The sequence below is a fragment of the Pseudomonas sp. FP1762 genome (assembly GCF_030687105.1).
Lineage (GTDB): Bacteria > Pseudomonadota > Gammaproteobacteria > Pseudomonadales > Pseudomonadaceae > Aquipseudomonas > Aquipseudomonas siliginis.
In genome coordinates this window covers 410,111-427,098 of record NZ_CP117458.1, presented here as the reverse complement: position 1 = coordinate 427,098, position 16,988 = coordinate 410,111, and the positions used below count along the sequence as shown (strand labels likewise).

At 60.5% G+C, this 16,988-nt stretch carries 18 protein-coding genes and 1 pseudogene; 16 read left to right on the top strand and 3 right to left on the bottom strand.

The annotated features are described in order from the left end of the window. Positions 1-46 precede the first annotated feature (46 nt). The 6 genes from hslU (at position 47) to PSH90_RS01840 (ending at position 7,396) form a co-directional block, all read left to right on the top strand. Positions 47-1,384, top strand: coding sequence for an ATP-dependent protease ATPase subunit HslU (hslU, locus tag PSH90_RS01865; RefSeq protein ID WP_041477561.1), 1,338 nt, complete (start codon positions 47-49; stop codon positions 1,382-1,384). Between the two features lie 153 nt (positions 1,385-1,537). Beyond that, positions 1,538-1,915: a gamma-butyrobetaine hydroxylase-like domain-containing protein gene (locus tag PSH90_RS01860; protein WP_133337328.1), complete on the top strand. Its 378-nt coding sequence runs from the start codon at positions 1,538-1,540 to the stop codon at positions 1,913-1,915. 257 nt (positions 1,916-2,172) lie between these two features. Then, complete coding sequence (phaC, locus tag PSH90_RS01855; protein WP_041477559.1) at positions 2,173-3,852, top strand: class II poly(R)-hydroxyalkanoic acid synthase; 1,680 nt, start codon at positions 2,173-2,175, stop codon at positions 3,850-3,852. 215 nt (positions 3,853-4,067) lie between these two features. Further along, complete coding sequence (phaZ, locus tag PSH90_RS01850) at positions 4,068-4,922, top strand: poly(3-hydroxyalkanoate) depolymerase (protein ID WP_076565220.1); 855 nt, start codon at positions 4,068-4,070, stop codon at positions 4,920-4,922. 140 nt (positions 4,923-5,062) lie between these two features. After that, entirely contained in the window at positions 5,063-6,745 is a 1,683-nt protein-coding gene (gene phaC / locus PSH90_RS01845) for a class II poly(R)-hydroxyalkanoic acid synthase (protein ID WP_095181035.1), read from the top strand. A 30-nt stretch (positions 6,746-6,775) separates the two neighbouring features. Then, positions 6,776-7,396: a TetR/AcrR family transcriptional regulator gene (locus PSH90_RS01840; RefSeq protein WP_305382029.1), complete on the top strand. Its 621-nt coding sequence runs from the start codon at positions 6,776-6,778 to the stop codon at positions 7,394-7,396. Positions 7,397-7,650: 254 nt separating this feature from the next. Here the strand turns inward: PSH90_RS01840 and PSH90_RS01835 are convergent, their stop codons facing one another. From PSH90_RS01835 to PSH90_RS01825, 3 genes are all read right to left on the bottom strand, one after another. Beyond that, the gene (locus PSH90_RS01835; protein WP_305382028.1) at positions 7,651-8,556 is read right to left on the bottom strand and encodes a phasin family protein; all 906 of its coding nucleotides are present in this window, start codon (positions 8,554-8,556) and stop codon (positions 7,651-7,653) included. 10 nt (positions 8,557-8,566) lie between these two features. Beyond that, on the bottom strand, positions 8,567-8,989 hold the full coding sequence (locus tag PSH90_RS01830; RefSeq protein ID WP_076565216.1) for a phasin family protein: 423 nt from the start codon (positions 8,987-8,989) through the stop codon (positions 8,567-8,569). 231 nt (positions 8,990-9,220) lie between these two features. After that, a complete protein-coding gene (locus PSH90_RS01825) occupies positions 9,221-9,496 on the bottom strand; it encodes a polyhydroxyalkanoic acid system family protein (protein WP_150638023.1) in 276 nt (91 codons plus the stop codon). 154 nt (positions 9,497-9,650) lie between these two features. Here PSH90_RS01825 and ubiE point away from each other — a divergent pair, with 154 nt between their 5' ends. The 10 genes and pseudogenes from ubiE to PSH90_RS27425 form a co-directional block, all read left to right on the top strand. Continuing rightward, complete coding sequence (ubiE, locus tag PSH90_RS01820; protein ID WP_016772069.1) at positions 9,651-10,421, top strand: bifunctional demethylmenaquinone methyltransferase/2-methoxy-6-polyprenyl-1,4-benzoquinol methylase UbiE; 771 nt, start codon at positions 9,651-9,653, stop codon at positions 10,419-10,421. Beyond that, complete coding sequence (locus PSH90_RS01815) at positions 10,421-11,044, top strand: SCP2 domain-containing protein (protein WP_122508488.1); 624 nt, start codon at positions 10,421-10,423, stop codon at positions 11,042-11,044. Before ubiE ends, PSH90_RS01815 begins: the two co-directional genes overlap by 1 nt. Next, positions 11,041-12,645 carry a ubiquinone biosynthesis regulatory protein kinase UbiB gene (gene ubiB / locus PSH90_RS01810; RefSeq protein WP_056787303.1) on the top strand — a complete coding sequence of 535 codons (1,605 nt, stop codon included), beginning with the start codon at positions 11,041-11,043 and terminating at the stop codon, positions 12,643-12,645. The genes PSH90_RS01815 and ubiB overlap by 4 nt, the downstream gene beginning before the upstream one ends. Positions 12,646-12,765: 120 nt before the next feature. After that, entirely contained in the window at positions 12,766-13,167 is a 402-nt protein-coding gene (gene hisI / locus PSH90_RS01805) for a phosphoribosyl-AMP cyclohydrolase (RefSeq protein WP_007899278.1), read from the top strand. Beyond that, positions 13,160-13,492, top strand: coding sequence for a phosphoribosyl-ATP diphosphatase (locus PSH90_RS01800; protein ID WP_003220849.1), 333 nt, complete (start codon positions 13,160-13,162; stop codon positions 13,490-13,492). The genes hisI and PSH90_RS01800 overlap by 8 nt, the downstream gene beginning before the upstream one ends. Positions 13,493-13,517: 25 nt before the next feature. After that, positions 13,518-13,799, top strand: a complete 282-nt coding sequence (locus PSH90_RS01795) for a twin-arginine translocase TatA/TatE family subunit (protein WP_016772073.1) — start codon at positions 13,518-13,520, stop codon at positions 13,797-13,799. Between the two features lie 10 nt (positions 13,800-13,809). Next, a complete protein-coding gene (gene tatB / locus PSH90_RS01790; protein WP_150741730.1) occupies positions 13,810-14,253 on the top strand; it encodes a Sec-independent protein translocase protein TatB in 444 nt (147 codons plus the stop codon). Continuing rightward, complete coding sequence (gene tatC, locus PSH90_RS01785; RefSeq protein ID WP_016772075.1) at positions 14,250-15,041, top strand: twin-arginine translocase subunit TatC; 792 nt, start codon at positions 14,250-14,252, stop codon at positions 15,039-15,041. The genes tatB and tatC overlap by 4 nt, the downstream gene beginning before the upstream one ends. Then, complete coding sequence (locus PSH90_RS01780) at positions 15,038-15,745, top strand: 16S rRNA (uracil(1498)-N(3))-methyltransferase (RefSeq protein ID WP_056787298.1); 708 nt, start codon at positions 15,038-15,040, stop codon at positions 15,743-15,745. The genes tatC and PSH90_RS01780 overlap by 4 nt, the downstream gene beginning before the upstream one ends. A gap of 205 nt (positions 15,746-15,950) precedes the next feature. Then, a pseudogene (locus PSH90_RS27425) lies at positions 15,951-16,964 on the top strand (methyl-accepting chemotaxis protein); the annotation flags it as partial. Positions 16,965-16,988: the final 24 nt, after the last annotated feature.

Here is a 16,988-nt window from a genome sequence, read left to right as displayed (position 1 = left end):
GGCCCATGTGCCACGGCTTGTTTCTGCTTGAGGACCGTCAATTACTATGTCCATGACTCCCCGCGAAATCGTCCACGAACTCAACCGCCATATCATCGGCCAGGACGATGCCAAGCGCGCCGTCGCGATTGCCCTGCGCAACCGCTGGCGCCGCATGCAGCTGCCTGAAGAGCTGCGCGTTGAGGTGACCCCGAAGAACATCCTGATGATCGGCCCGACCGGTGTCGGTAAAACCGAGATCGCCCGTCGCCTGGCGAAACTGGCCAATGCGCCGTTCATCAAGGTCGAAGCGACCAAATTCACCGAAGTCGGTTATGTCGGCCGTGACGTCGAGTCGATCATCCGTGATCTGGCCGATGCCGCGATCAAGATGCTCCGCGAACAGGAAATGACCCGCGTACGCCACCGCGCCGAAGACGCTGCCGAGGACCGCATCCTCGACGCGTTGCTGCCGCCGGCACGCATGGGCTTCAGCAATGAAGAGGCGCAGAGTTCCGATTCCAACACGCGTCAGCTGTTCCGCAAGCGTCTGCGCGAAGGCCAGTTGGACGACAAGGAAATCGAGATCGAAGTCGCCGAAGTCTCCGGCATCGAGATCGCCACGCCGCCAGGCATGGAAGAGATGACCAACCAGCTGCAATCGCTGTTTGCCAACATGGGCAAGGGCAAGAAGAAGTCGCGCAAGCTCAAGGTCAAGGAAGCGCTGAAATTGGTGCGTGATGAAGAAGCCGGGCGTCTGGTCAACGAAGAAGAACTGAAGGCCAAGGCGCTGGAAGCGGTCGAACAGCACGGTATCGTCTTCATCGACGAGATCGACAAGGTCGCCAAGCGCGGCAATGTCGGCGGCGCCGATGTCTCCCGTGAAGGCGTACAGCGCGACCTGCTGCCGCTGATCGAAGGCTGCACCGTCAACACCAAGCTGGGCATGGTCAAGACTGACCACATCCTGTTCATCGCTTCCGGTGCGTTCCACCTGAGCAAGCCGAGCGATCTGGTACCGGAGCTGCAAGGTCGTCTGCCGATCCGCGTCGAGCTCAAGGCGCTGAGCCCGGAAGACTTCGAACGCATCCTCAGCGAACCGCATGCATCGCTCACCGAGCAATACTGCGCGCTGCTGAAAACCGAAGGCCTGAACATCCAGTTCCAGCCCGAGGGCATCAAGCGTCTGGCGGAGATCGCCTGGCAGGTCAACGAGAAAACCGAGAACATCGGTGCCCGTCGCCTGCACACCCTGCTTGAGCGTCTGCTCGAAGAGGTGTCGTTCAGCGCCGGCGACCTCGCCAGCGCCCATGATGACAAGGCGATTCTGATCGACGCCGACTACGTCAACAGCCACCTCGGCGAATTGGCGCAGAACGAAGATCTGTCCCGTTATATCCTGTAAGCCATACTTACAGCGGTAGCGGACCCTGTGGGAGCGAGCCTGCTCGCGAAGAGGTCGTGTCAGGCGGTATCAATGCCGTCTGACCCGCCGCTTTCGCGAGCAGGCTCGCTCCCACATTTGAATCAGGGTCGCCCACACATCGGACGCCAGCCCATGAATCGAATCCCCACCGACATCAAACTGCACAAAGCCTCGAAAACCCTGACGCTCACTTACGCGTCCGGCGAGGAATTCACCCTGCCCGCGGAGTTTCTGCGCGTGCACTCCCCTTCTGCCGAGGTCCAGGGCCACGGCAAACCGATCCTGCAATTCGGCAAGCTCAACGTGGGTCTGAGCAAGCTGGAACCGGCTGGCAACTATGCACTGAAACTGACCTTCGACGACGGTCACGACAGCGGCCTGTTCACTTGGGAATACCTCTACGAACTCGGCAAACGCCAGAACGAACTCTGGGACGATTATCTTGCCGAGCTGCGCGCGGCCGGAAAATCCCGCGATCCGAACGAGTCGTTCGTCAAGCTGATGCTCTAGGCCGTGGCTCTTGCTCTTTAGAGGGCATTTTCTAACTTCATCTGTTTGAATGCTCCGCGCATATGGCCCCGGATCGGCCGCTTGCGAAAAAAATTAAACTCGGGTAACCAATGGAGCTGGCAAGTTCCCTGCAGTGCTCTACGACTGTAAAGCAGCTATGCAGAATCAACGGTCACCCGAGCAGTAGTACCCGGCATTGGCTGTGGAAGCGACAGCGTGAAACCGGGTACTCGTCTCAGGACAATGGAGCGTCGTAGATGAGTGACAAGAATAACGATGACCTGAAGTACCAAGCCTCGGAAAACACTCTGGGGCTTAACCCCGTCGTCGGGCTGCGCGGAAAGGATCTGCTGGCCTCTGCTCGGATGGTGCTGAAACAGGCCATCAGACAACCGATTCACAGCGTCAGGCACGTGACCCATTTCGGCCTCGAGCTGAAAAACGTGCTGCTGGGCAAATCCGCGCTGCAACCGGCCGGTGACGACCGCCGTTTCGCCGACCCGGCGTGGAGCCAGAACCCGCTGTACAAACGTTATCTGCAAACCTACCTGGCCTGGCGCAAGGAACTGCATGCCTGGATCGATGACAGCAGCCTGTCCCCCAAGGACATCGCTCGCGGGCATTTCGTCATCAACCTGATGACCGAAGCCATGGCGCCGACCAACACGGCGGCCAACCCGGCGGCGGTCAAACGCTTCTTCGAAACCGGCGGCAAAAGCCTGCTCGATGGCCTCTCGCATCTGGCCAAGGATCTCGTGCACAACGGCGGCATGCCGAGCCAGGTCAACATGGGCGCGTTCGAAGTCGGCAAGAGCCTCGGCGTCACCGAAGGTGCTGTGGTGTTCCGCAATGATGTGCTGGAGCTGATCCAGTACCGGCCGATCACCGAGCAGGTCCACGAACGCCCACTGCTGGTAGTGCCGCCGCAGATCAACAAGTTCTACGTCTTCGACTTGAGCCCGGACAAGAGTCTGGCGCGCTTCTGCCTGCGCAACAATGTGCCGACCTTCATCATCAGCTGGCGCAACCCGACCAAGGCCCAGCGCGAGTGGGGTCTGTCGACGTATATCGAAGCGCTGAAGGAAGCGGTCGACGTAGTCACCGCGATCACCGGCAGCAAAGACGTCAACATGCTCGGCGCCTGCTCCGGCGGCATCACCTGCACCGCCCTGCTCGGCCACTACGCCGCGCTCGGCGAGAACAAGGTCAACGCCCTCACCTTGCTGGTCAGCGTGCTCGACACCACCCTGGACAGCGACGTCGCCCTGTTCGTCGATGAGCAGACTCTGGAGACCGCCAAGCGCCACTCCTACCAGGCCGGCGTGCTCGAAGGCAAAGACATGGCCAAGGTCTTCGCCTGGATGCGCCCCAACGATCTGATCTGGAATTATTGGGTCAACAACTACCTGCTCGGCAATGAGCCGCCAGTGTTCGACATTCTGTTCTGGAACAACGACACCACCCGCCTGCCCGCTGCGTTCCACGGCGACCTGATCGAGATGTTCAAAAACAATCCACTGATCCGCCCCAATGCACTGGAAGTGTGCGGCACGCCGATCGACCTCAAGCAGGTCACCGCCGACATCTTCTCGCTGGCCGGCACCAACGATCACATCACGCCGTGGAAGTCCTGCTACAAGTCGGCGCAACTGTTCGGCGGCAAAGTTGAATTCGTGCTATCGAGCAGCGGCCATATCCAGAGCATCCTCAACCCGCCGGGCAACCCGAAATCGCGTTACATGACCAGCGAAGAGATGGCGGCGACTGCCGATGACTGGCAGGAAAACTCGACCAAGCACACCGATTCCTGGTGGCTGTACTGGCAGGCATGGCTGGCCGAGCGCTCGGGCAACCTGAAAAAGGCCCCGACGAAACTGGGCAACAAAGCGTACCCGGCAGGCGAGGCTTCGCCGGGCACTTATGTTCACGAACGGTAACTGACACCACCCATTGTGGGAGAGGGCCTTGTGGCGAGGGGATTTATCCCCGTTGGGTTGCGAAGCGACCCCGAATCCTGAAACCGTGATTTGTCAAACGCACCGCGGCTACTCGATTCACGACTGCTTCGCAGCCGAACGGGGATAAATCCCCTCACCACAAGGTCCGCTCCTACAGGAATACGGGTGGACTTGAAATCTACAGGGCCTCACGCATGCCGCAACCGTTCATATTCCGCACCGTCGATCTGGATGGCCAGACCCTCCGCACGGCGGTGCGTCCCGGCAAGCCTCATTTGACGCCTCTGCTGATTTTCAACGGCATCGGCGCCAACCTGGAGCTGGTGTTCCCGTTTGTCGCGGCGCTCGACCCGGATCTGGAAGTGATCGCCTTCGACGTGCCAGGGGTCGGCGGATCGTCGACGCCGAACCGGCCGTATCGCTTCCCCGGCCTGGCCAAACTGACGGCGCGGATGCTCGACTATCTCGACTACGGCAAGGTCAATGTGATCGGCGTGTCGTGGGGTGGAGCTCTGGCGCAGCAGTTTGCCTACGACTATCCCGAGCGCTGCAAGAAACTGGTACTGGCGGCGACCGCGGCCGGTGCAGTGATGGTCCCGGGCAAGCCGAAAGTGCTGTGGATGATGGCCAGCCCGCGCCGCTACATTCAGCCATCCCATGTGATCCGCATCGCGCCGATGATCTACGGCGGCTCGTTCCGTCGCGACCCGACGCTGGCTGCCAGCCATGCGGCGAAAGTGCGCTCGGCGGGCAAGCTCGGTTACTACTGGCAACTGTTCGCCGGCCTCGGCTGGACCAGCATCCACTGGCTGCACAAGATCCATCAGCCGACGCTGGTGCTGGCCGGCGATGACGACCCGCTGATTCCGCTGATCAACATGCGCATGCTCGCCTGGCGCATTCCCAATGCGCAGTTGCACATCATCGATGACGGCCATCTGTTCCTGATCACTCGCGCCGAAGCGGTGGCGCCGATCATCATGAAGTTTCTCGAAGAGGAGCGTCTGCGCGCAGTCATGCACCCGCATCCGACCCCGCTCGGCGGCTGATCGCGGCGGCCTGCTTTATGCAGCACTTTCCAAATCAAGCGCGCGGCAGGACGCCGCGCAGGCAGCAACCGGTAACAGCGTCTATGGTGTTCTGGTTCGGTGAGTGTGTTTTTGCCCTGAAGACGAAGGAGTGTTGAGTCATGCGCGAAAAACCAGCGACGGGCGTGGTGCCCAGCCCCGCCGTGTTTATCAACGCCCAAAGTGCGATCGCCGGTCTGCGTGGCAGGGATCTGCTGTCGACACTGCGCAGCGTCGCCGCCCACGGCTTGCGCAATCCGTTGCACAGCGCCAGGCACGCGCTGAAGCTTGGCGGGCAGTTGGGGCGCGTGCTGCTCGGCGAAACCCTGCACCCGACCAATCCGCAAGACAGCCGCTTCGCCGATCCGGCGTGGAGCCTCAACCCGTTCTACCGACGCAGCCTGCAGGCTTATCTGGCCTGGCAGAAACAGGTCAAGAGCTGGATCGATGAAGGCGACATGAGCCCTGAAGATCGTGCCCGTGCGCACTTCGCTTTCACTCTGCTCAATGACGCCGTAGCGCCGTCCAACACCCTGCTCAATCCGCTGGCGGTCAAGGAGCTGTTCAATTCCGGCGGGCAGAGTCTGGTGCGTGGCCTGAGCCATCTGTTCGATGATCTGTTGCACAACGACGGCCTGCCACGGCAAGTGACCAAGCAGGCGTTCGAGGTCGGCAAAACCGTAGCGACCACCACTGGGGCTGTGGTGTTTCGCAATGAAATGTTCGAGTTGATCCAGTACAAATCGATGAGCGAAAAGCAGTACGCCAAGCCCTTGCTGGTGGTGCCGCCGCAAATCAACAAGTACTACATCTTCGATCTGAGCCCGCAGAACAGCTTCGTCCAGTACGCCCTGAAAAACAGCCTGCAGACCTTCATGATCAGCTGGCGCAACCCTGATGTGCGCCATCGCGAGTGGGGCCTGTCGAGTTACGTCGAAGCGGTCGAAGAAGCGATGAACATCTGCCGGGCGATTACCGGCGCGCGTGAAGTGAACCTGATGGGCGCCTGCGCCGGCGGCCTGACCATTGCCGCCCTGCAAGGGCATTTGCAGGCCAAACGGCAACTGCGCCGGGTCGCCAGCGCGACGTACCTGGTCAGTCTGCTCGACAGCCAGATCGAAACCCCGGCCACGCTGTTCGCCGACGAGCAAACACTGGAAGCGGCCAAACGTCGCTCGTACCAGCGAGGCGTGCTCGATGGTCGCGACATGGCCAAGGTCTTCGCCTGGATGCGCCCCAACGATTTGATCTGGAGCTATTTCGTCAACAACTACCTGCTGGGCAAGGAGCCGCCAGCCTTCGACATTCTCTACTGGAACAACGACAACACCCGCCTGCCGGCGGCGCTGCATGGCGATCTGCTGGACTTCTTCAAGCACAACCCGCTGATCCACGCTGGCGGTCTCGAGGTGTGCGGTACGCCGATCGATCTGCAGAAGGTCAATGTCGACAGCTTCAGCGTCGCCGGCATGAACGACCACATCACGCCGTGGGACGCGGTGTATCGCTCGACCCTGCTGCTCGGTGGCGAACGACGTTTCGTGCTGTCCAACAGCGGCCACGTGCAGAGCATCCTCAACCCGCCGAGCAACCCGAAAGCTGCCTACGTCGAGAACGCCAAACTGAGCAGCGACCCGCGTGCCTGGTACTACGATGCCAAACACGTCGACGGCAGCTGGTGGCCGCAGTGGCTGGAATGGGTCGCCCAACGCTCCGGCGCTCTGAATGAGACTCGCACCACCCTCGGCAATCCGAACTACCCACCGATGGAAGCGGCACCCGGCACCTATGTGCATGTGCGCTGACGCTCAACCGATTTTTTCTAAGAAGACTGGATGAAAACCCGCGACCGGATTCTCGAATGTGCGCTGCAACTGTTCAACGAAAAGGGTGAGCCGAACGTTTCCACCATGGAGGTGGCCAACGAAATGGGGATCAGCCCGGGCAATCTCTACTACCACTTCCACGGTAAGGAACCGCTGATTCTCGGCCTGTTCGAACGCTTCCAGCACGAGCTCGCGCCCCTGCTCGACCCACCGCCGGACGTTGAACTGGCGCCGGAGGATTACTGGCTGTTTCTGCATTTGATCGTCGAGCGCCTGGCGCAATACCGGTTCCTGTTCCAGGACCTGTCGAACCTCGCCGGGCGCTTGCCGAAACTGGCCAAGGGGATTCGCAATCTGCTCAATGCGCTGAAGCGCACGCTGGCGTCGTTGCTGGCGCGATTGAAGGCTTCGGGGCAACTGGTCAGCGATACCCAGGCATTGGGGCAACTGGTGGAGCAGGTGACCATGACGTTGCTGTTCTCGCTGGATTACCAGCGGATTCTTGATCGTGAGGGTGAGGTCAGGTTGGTGGTTTATCAGATCATGATGCTGGTGGCGCCGCATTTGCTGCCGCCAGTGAAGGTGGCGACAGAGCGGGTGGCCTTGCAATACCTTGAGGATCACGACTGACCCGAAAAGCCCCTCACCCTAACCCTCTCCCGGAGGGAGAGGGGACTGATTGGGGGATGCTCGCGAGCTACGCCGACCTGAGCGAGCTTCTTTGAATCGATAATCGACTCGATTTGTTCAGGTCGACGTATGACGCAGGACACCTCGGTCGGCTCCCTCTCCTTGGGGAGAGGGCTGGGGTGAGGGGCCGCTTGGAATGCACAAACAAAAACGCCCGACCTTCACAGGCCGGGCGTTTTTGATTTGCCCTGAAATCAGGACTGACTGGATGGCGTCGACGGTGTCGATGCTGCAGTCGGAGTAGCGGCTGCCGTAGGTGCCGCAGCGGAGTTTGCCGCGTTGGCCGGAGCTGTTGGAGCAGTCGATGGTGCGGCGGCCGGTTTCGGCGCAGCGGCTTTCGGCGCAGCCGGTTTTTTCACTGCAGGCTTTTTCGCCGCAGCCGGTTTGGCCGCAGGCTTCGCAGCGGGTTTGGCGGCAGCAGTTTTCGCTGCTGGCTTGGCCGCTGGTTTCGCTGCAGCTTTAGCCGCAGGTTTTGCTGCCGCTTTGGTTGCCGGTTTGGCAGCGGCCTTGGCGGCAACCGGTTTGGCTACCGCTTTGGCCGCAGGCTTGGCGGCCGCAGTTTTGGTCGCAGCTTTCGCAGCCGGTTTTGCTGCCGCTTTGGTCAGTGGCTTGGCTGCGGTTTTCGCCGCAGGTTTGGCAGCTGCAGTTTTAGTGGCAGGTTTCGCCGCAGCGGTTTTTGCCGCCACAGGCTGCGCTTTCAGACCGGTGAGTTTTTCGATCTGCTTTGTCAGCGTATCGACCTTGGCGTTGAGCGCCTTGACCTCATTGCGGCTCGGCACACCCAGGCGCGAAATCGCGCTGTTCAGGCGCTTGTCGAAAGCCCCTTCCAGCTCGTCCCACTTGCCCAGTGCGCGATCTTTCACGCCGCTGATACGCGACTTGGCCGAGGAGGTCGAGTCCTCGACTTTCTTGCCGACGGCAGTCTTGGTGAGTTTCTCGGCTTTCTCGCCGTCTTTGACCAATGCATCGAAGAGTTTGCTGCCGTCAGTGTCGATCTTCGAGTACACGCCTAAACCAGCCAGCCAGATTTTGCGGGAGTAGGACTCGACCTTCCCGACCCACGAGCTGCTTTCTTTATCGGTGTTCTTTTTGCCAGCCATCCCGTTCTCCTTAAGATTTTCGCGCGACGCGTTCGAGCAATGCCGTCAGCTCATCGAGCTTAGCAGAGAGTGCCTCAACGTCATGTTTAGACGGAATGCCGATCCGATTCAAGGCGCTGGCTACACGGTTGTCGAAGGCCTTCTCGACCTTGTCGAGCTGAACTTCCACGCGACCCTTGAACGAGCTGACCTGAGTGGCCGCGTCATCAATCTCGGCGTTGGCCGCATGGAGTTTTTCGCTGACGGCTTTTTTGCCTTTCTTTTCAACAGTTTGACCGGCGGCGACGAGCTCTTGAAAGTACTCGCTGCCCTCTTGGCCGACCTTGGTGTAGGCGCCCAGGCCTGCCAGCCAGATCTTGCGGGCATAGGATTTGACGTCGCTCAGGGTAGAAGTCGGAGCGTCGATTTTTTTCTTCAAAATGACTTTGGCCATGGTGCACCTCACGCGCAGAAGGTTTGAGGAACTGCCGGACGAGTGTCGGGCTCAGGCACAAAGTAGGGAGAAAAATTAGAAAGGGCACCCTAACCAGCGGGAGCATCACAAAACAAATGTGGGAGCGAGCCTGCTCGCGAATGCGTCATATCAGCCAACATTTCAGTCAACTGATACACCGCTTTCGCGAGCAGGCTCGCTCCCACAGGGGACTGAATTTCAATCTGGAAATCAGGCCAGGGCTTTGTCGAGGGCTTTCTCGATCTCGGCTTTGATCATGCCGCTCATGGCCGACATCATCAGGCCCAGTTCGACGTCGACCCTGATCGAATCGTCCGCCACATGCACTTCGCCTTTCACGCCGGAGCGCTTGAGGTTCAGGGTGTCGCCTGACCATTGCGGCTCCAAGCCGTATTGTTCATTGAGCTTTGTGGCCAGTTTGTCGGCCTTTTCGCGGGCGGCTTCCTTGCCCAGGGTGTGGGCGCGCTCAACACTGATTTTGGCCATGGAATGACTCCTGATGATTGAATGGCTTACGTTGAATCTTGACCGCATCTGCGGCAAATCGTCCCGAAGGTTGCCCATCTTACCTTTAGCCATTCCAAGACAAAGCATGGCTTGGGGATTAGAATGTCGCGCATTCTCTTTTGGTGACAGCGATATGACTGATCAGCGCAAAGGCAGCGATGCCGAACCCACCACTCACTTCGGCTTCAAAAACGTTCCGGAAAGCCAGAAAGCGGAAAAAGTCGCTGAGGTTTTCCATTCCGTAGCCGCTAAATACGACCTGATGAACGACCTTCTGTCGGGCGGCATGCACCGTCTGTGGAAGCGTTTCGCGATCGAGCTTTCCGGCGTGCGCAGCGGCAACCGCGTGCTCGACATCGCTGGTGGCACCGGCGACCTGACGCGCAAGTTCTCGAACCTCGTCGGCCCGACCGGCCAGGTCGTGCTGGCCGACATCAACGAGTCGATGCTCAAGGTCGGCCGTGATCGTCTGCTCGATCTGGGCGTTGCCGGCAACGTCGAATTCGTCCAGGCCGACGCGGAAAAACTGCCATTCCCGGACAACCATTTCGACTGCGTGACCATCGCCTTCGGCCTGCGCAACGTGACGCACAAAGAGGACGCGTTGCGTTCGATGCTGCGCGTGCTCAAGCCCGGCGGCCGCCTGCTGGTGCTGGAATTCTCCAAGCCGACCAACGCGCTGATGTCCAAAGCCTACGACGCCTACTCGTTCGCCTTCATGCCGCTGATGGGCAAGCTGATCACCAATGACTCGGAAAGCTATCGCTACCTGGCCGAATCGATCCGCATGCACCCGAATCAGGAAACCCTGAAGTCGATGATGGTCGAGGCCGGTTTCGACCGCGTGACCTATCACAACATGACCGCAGGCATCGTCGCCCTGCACCGCGGCATCAAACCCTGATGTTGCTCACCGGGCTGCTCGCCAGCGTCGAACTCGGCCTCAACCGGGTGCTGCGTCTCGACAGCACGGCGCTGCCGCGCCTGGCGCATCTGACCGGCAAGGTGATTGCCGTCGACTGCCGCAACCCGGCGCTGCAACTGTTCATACTGCCCAGTGACGAAGGCCTGATGCTGGCTTCGCAGTGGGCAGCGGACGTCGATTGCACGTTGCGCGCACCGGCATCGAGCCTGGTGAAACTGGCCCTGAGCAAGGACAAGACCGCCGTGCTGCATGCACCGGAAGTCGAGCTCGATGGCGACAGCGGTGTGTTGCTGGAGCTGGCCGGCGTACTGCAGGATCTTGAGCTGGACTGGGAGTACGAACTCTCGCGCTGGCTCGGTCCGGTCGCCACGCAATTGCTCGGTGGTCACCTGCGCAGCCGCGCACGCTGGTATCAACAAGGATTTGCCAGCCTCAACCAGAATCTTGCCGAATACCTCGCCGAAGAATCACGCACCCTTGTCGGGCAGCGTGAAGCCGAAGCGCGATTCAGCGAACTGGACCGGATCAAACTCGATCTGGAACGACTCGAGGCGCGTTTCGAGCGCCTTTCCCGATCCCTCGACCCAAGCGATAACGCATGAAGCTGCTTGCCGTCCGCCGTCTGTTGCGCATCCAGCGCGTCGTGATCCGCTACCGCCTCGATGACCTGCTGTTCGATCTGCCGCTGCCCTGGTTTCTTCTGGCCGTGCGCTTTTTGCTGCCGTGGCGCTGGCTGCCGCGCAAGCCGCTGGAACTCAATCGTGGTGCGCGCCTGCGTCTGGCGTTGCAGGATCTGGGGCCGATCTTCATCAAGTTCGGGCAGATTCTTTCGACCCGCCGCGACTTGCTGCCGGAAGACATCGCCGATGAGCTGATGCTGCTGCAGGACCGCGTGCCGCCGTTCGACTCGCAGCTGTCGATCAAGCTGATCGAAGAACAGCTGGGCAAGAAAATCAGCGAAGTATTCAGCCGTTTCGACGTCGCCCCGCTGGCCTCGGCCTCGGTAGCGCAGGTGCACGCGGCGCAGCTCAAAAGCGGCGAAGAAGTCGTGGTCAAGGTCATTCGCCCGGGCCTGAAGCCGATCATCGCGCAGGATCTGGCGTGGCTGTTCATCCTCGCCCGCGCCGCCGAGAAGTTCTCCGCTGACGCGCGCCTGCTGCACCCGGTCGACGTGGTGCAGGATTACGAAAAGACCATTTACGACGAACTCGATCTGTTGCGCGAGGCGGCCAACGCCAGCCAGTTGCGCCGCAACTTCGAAGGCTCGCAGCTGCTGTACGTGCCGCAAGTCTATTGGGACTGGTGCCGGCCGAAAGTGCTGGTGATGGAGCGCATCTACGGCATCCAGGTCACCGATCTGGCGACCCTCGCTGACCAGCGCACCGACATGAAAATGCTCGCCGAGCGTGGCGTGGAGATCTTCTTCACTCAGGTGTTCCGCGACAGCTTCTTCCACGCCGACATGCACCCGGGCAACATTTTCGTCAGCACCGTCAATCCGTGGAGCCCGCAATACATCGCGATCGACTGCGGCATCGTCGGCAGCCTGACCCCGGAAGACCAGGATTATCTGGCGCGCAACCTGTTCGCCTTCTTCAAGCGTGACTACCGCCGTGTGGCGCAGTTGCACATCGACTCGGGCTGGGTGCCGGCGGAAACCAAACTCAACGAATTCGAAGCGGCGATCCGTACGGTGTGCGAACCGATCTTCGAAAAACCGTTAAAAGATATTTCATTTGGCCAGGTGCTGATGCGCCTGTTCCAGACCGCACGCCGCTTCAACATGGAAGTGCAGCCGCAACTGGTGCTGTTGCAGAAGACCTTGCTGAACATCGAAGGCCTCGGTCGTCAGTTGTATCCGGATCTGGATCTGTGGAACACCGCGCAGCCGTTTCTCGAGCGCTGGATGCGCGAACGCGTCAGCCCGAAAGCCTTGCTGGGCAACGTGCAGAGCCAGCTGGAGCAGATTCCGCACCTGTCGAACATGGCCCGCGATCTGCTCGAACGCATGTCGCAACCCCACGCCAAAGACCCTCCGCCGCCGTGGCACAAACGCAAGGACGACTGGTTCCTGCGCCTGCTCGGCTGCGCGCATCTGGCCGGCGGCGCGATCCTCGCAGCGGGTGGTCCGTTGACCGAGTGGGCGCACTGGCCCGCCGGAATCATGATCGCGGTCGGTTTGTATCTGGTCGTTCGCCGATAGCACGATTGAGCTGCAAGTTATAAGCTGCCAGCTTCAAGCTTGACGCTACAGGCACGCCGCAACGTGCGTTTACTTGCAGCTCGAAGCTCATGGCTTGCTGCTGCTTTTCGAGATTTGACGATGAAAAACTGGCTGGACGAGATCAAGTGGGATGCTGACGGCCTGGTGCCGGCGATTGCCCAGGATCACAAGACCGGGCGCGTATTGATGATGGCCTGGATGAACCGCGAAGCGCTGGAACTGACCGCTGCGGAGAATCGTGCAATCTACTGGTCACGTTCCCGTGGCAAGCTGTGGCGCAAGGGCGAAGAGTCCGGCCATGTGCAGACCCTGCATGAAATGCGCCTGGACTGTGACGCCGACGTGATCATCCTGATGGTTGAACAGATCGGCGACATCGCCTGCCACACCGGCCGTCAAAGCTGCTTTTACCGGGTCTTCGAAAACGGCGACTGGAAAACGGTCGACCCGGTTCTGAAAGACCCGCACGCTATCTATTCCGCAGGACACACACATGAGTGACACCCTGACCCGCCTCGCTCAGGTACTTGAAGAGCGCAAAGGCGCAGCCGCCGACAGTTCGTATGTCGCCAGCCTGTATCACAAGGGGCTGAACAAGATTCTGGAGAAAGTCGGCGAAGAGTCGGTCGAAACCATTATTGCCGCCAAGGATGCCGCCATCAGCGGCGATTGCAGTGATGTGATCTACGAGACCGCCGACCTGTGGTTCCACAGCATGGTCATGCTCGCCCAACTGGGGCAGCATCCGCAGGCCGTGCTGGATGAACTGGACCGTCGCTTCGGCTTGTCCGGACACGTCGAGAAAGCCTCGCGTCCGTCCGCCTGAACAACTTTTAGAGAGGAATCGCCACATGGGCATTTTTGACTGGAAACACTGGGTCGTCATTCTGATTGTCGTGGTGCTGGTGTTCGGTACCAAAAAACTGAAAAACCTCGGCACCGACGTTGGCGAATCGATCAAGGGCTTTCGCAAAGCCATGAACGACGACGAAAAACCGGCCGAGCCGAGCGTGACCCCGCCGGCCCAGCCTGTGCCACCGGTGCAGCCGCAAACCACCGCTCAGGCCAACCCGCCGCACACCATCGATGTGCAGGCGCAGAAAGTCGAAGAGCCGATCCGCAAAGACGTGTGAGCACTGACTAATGTTTGGTATCAGCTTCTCTGAACTGCTGCTCGTCGGCCTCGTCGCCCTGCTGGTGCTCGGCCCCGAGCGTCTGCCGGGCGCGGCGCGCACCGCCGGTCTGTGGGTCGGCCGCCTGAAGCGCAGCTTCAACGCGATCAAACAGGAAGTTGAACGTGAAATAGGTGCCGACGAGATCCGTCGGCAACTGCACAACGAACATATTCTGTCGCTGGAGCAAGAGGCGCGGAAGATCTTCAATCCGAGCCAACAGGAGCCGACGCCGGTCGAGCCTGTGGGCGAGCAGACGATTCACAGCGCTGCCGCTCCGACTCCTGCACCTGTTGTAACACCGCCAGGACCGGCGCCGGTTACCACAGACACATCGGTTGAACCCGTAGCGCCCTCCGCCGCGCCGACTACACCAGCGCCTCAAGACCCTACACTGCCGCCGCGAGCCCCATGAGCGATCTTCCGGAAAACGACCAGCACATGCCGCTGGTATCGCACCTCACCGAGTTGCGCACCCGCCTGCTGCGTTGCGTGGCGGCGATCTTCATTATCTTTGCCGGGCTGTTCGCGTTCACCCAGCAGATCTACACCTTCGTCTCGACGCCGTTGCGCCAGTACCTGCCGGTCGGCGCGACGATGATCGCCACCGACGTGTCGTCGCCGTTCCTGACGCCGTTGAAGCTGACCATGATGGTTTCGCTGTTTCTTGCGATTCCGGTGATCCTGCATCAGATCTGGGGCTTTATCGCGCCGGGCCTGTACAAGCATGAAAAACGCGTCGCGGTACCGCTGCTGATCTCCAGCATCCTGCTGTTCTACATCGGCATGGCGTTCGCCTATTACTTCGTCTTTCCATTGATCTTCAAATTCTTCGCCGCTGCCACCCCGGCCGGCGTGGAGATGATGACCGACATCGCCAGTTACCTTGATTTCGTCATGACGCTGTTCTTCGCTTTCGGCGTGGCGTTCGAGATTCCGGTGGCCGTGGTCCTGCTGGTGTGGATCGGCGTGGTCGACGTCAAATACCTGAAGAAGATCCGCCCGTACGTGATCATCGGCTGCTTCGTGGTCGGCATGATCCTGACCCCGCCGGACATCTTCTCGCAGACCCTGCTGGCTGTGCCGATGTGGATGCTGTTCGAGATCGGCATCCTCTTCGGCGCGCTGGTCAGCAAGCGCGAACGCCCGGACGAAACGCCGGCCGACGACCACAACGACCAGCCGCCAGCGACCCAGGCATGAACCTGCTGCTGCTCGAAGAGGCCGACTTCATTGCGGCCGACCGCGTGGTCCTGCGCGACCGGCGCCTGACCCACATGCAGGAAGTTCATCGCTCGGAAGTCGGCGACAGCCTGCGCGTCGGGCGCATCAACGGACTGATGGGTTCGGCTGAGCTGCTGCGTCTGGAAGCGGGCGAAGCAGAGTTGCGTGTCAGCCTTGATCAGCCACCGCCGGCCAAGCTGCCGCTGACCCTGGTACTGGCCCTGCCCCGGCCGAAAATGCTCCGCCGCGTGTTCCAGACCGTCGCGACCATGGGGGTGGCCAAGGTGATTCTGGTCAACAGCTATCGCGTCGAAAAAAGCTTCTGGCAGACGCCATTTCTCGAGCCGGAAGCGATTCGTGAGCAGTTGATCCTCGGGCTCGAACAGGCTCGCGACACGGTGTTGCCGGAGATCGTCATCGAAAAGCGCTTCAAGCCTTTCGTTGAGGATCGGCTGCCGGCGATCAGCGCGGGCACCCTCGGCCTGGTCGGGCACCCCGGCCACTTCCCGCCCTGCCCGCGCGCCCTGAACGAACCGGTGACCCTGGCCATTGGCCCCGAGGGTGGCTGGATTCCCTACGAAATCGATCTGCTGGCCAAATCCGGCCTGCAACCGGTGCAATTGGGCGAGCGCATCCTGCGCGTCGAAACCGCCGTCACCGCCCTGCTCGCACGCCTGTTCTGACGCGACCCCGATCCTGTGTAGGAGCTGCCGAAGGCTGCGATCTTTTGATCTTGTTTTTAAAAGCAAGATCAAAGATCGCAGCCTCGTTGCACTCGTCAGCTCCTACAAGCCCCTACAGTCGCAGACAAGTGGCGTTACAGATTGCCACCACCCAGCCGATACAGCCCCTATAAGTCCAATTAAGTGGTCCGAAGGGAGTGGTCGCATGTACCGTTGGTTAGCCGAGAGTCTTGGAAACGTCAGCGTCAAACGCAAGCTGGGCATCGGTTTCGGCCTGGTGCTGTTGCTGACGCTGTTGATCACGTTCACCGGCTGGACCGGCATGAGCGGCATCATCAGCCGTGGCGACAAGCTCGGCTTCATTTCCAGCCTCAATGAGCTGACCAAAGACCTGCGCCTGGCGCGCATGGACTACGACATGCGTCGTGGTGAACAGGGTCCGGGCGCGGTCAATGAATTGCTCAGCAAACTCGAAAGCGGTTTGCAGTCGGCACGCGGCATGATCGAGCAGCCGTCCGATGTGGCGATGGTCGACCAGCAACTGGCTGCGGTTGCCGAATACAAACGCGCTTTCGGCGAAATGACCCAGGCCACCGTGCACCGTGAAGATGCGCGCAGCAAGCTTGGCGCCAATGCCGATAATGCCGTGGCCAAGGTCGGCGAAGTCGAAAGTGCGCTGCTGCAAGGCGACAGCGTTGCGCAGTACAACGCTGTCATCGAGCTGAGCAAACTGTTGCAGCAGGCGCGCTATCAGGTGCGCGGTTACACCTACAGCGGCAAGGCCGATGCCGAGCAACCGGCGCTGACCGCCATCGACAACGCCTTGAAGAACCTCGAAAGCCTGCCGACCCGCGTGCCAGAGCAGCACATCGCCAACCTGCAGCAGGCCACCGACTCGCTCAAGGCTTACCGCGCCGCTGTCGCTCAGTTCCGTGATTCACAGGTCAAGAACGCCGCCGCACTGGCCAACATGTCGGCTCAGGGCGACATCCTGATCGCGGCGAGCAAAAAGCTCACCGAATCGCAAACCGTGGTGCGCGACACCGATGCCGCCCACGCCAAGAACATGCTGCTTATCGCTACTGCGCTGGCGCTGGCCTTCGGTCTGATTGCCGCTTGGGCGATCACCCGACAAATCATCATTCCGCTGACCCAGACTCTGAAAGTGGCCGAGCGCGTGGCCGCCGGTGACCTGACCCACAACCTGGTTTCCCTGCGTCGCGACGAACTCGGCCAGTTACAG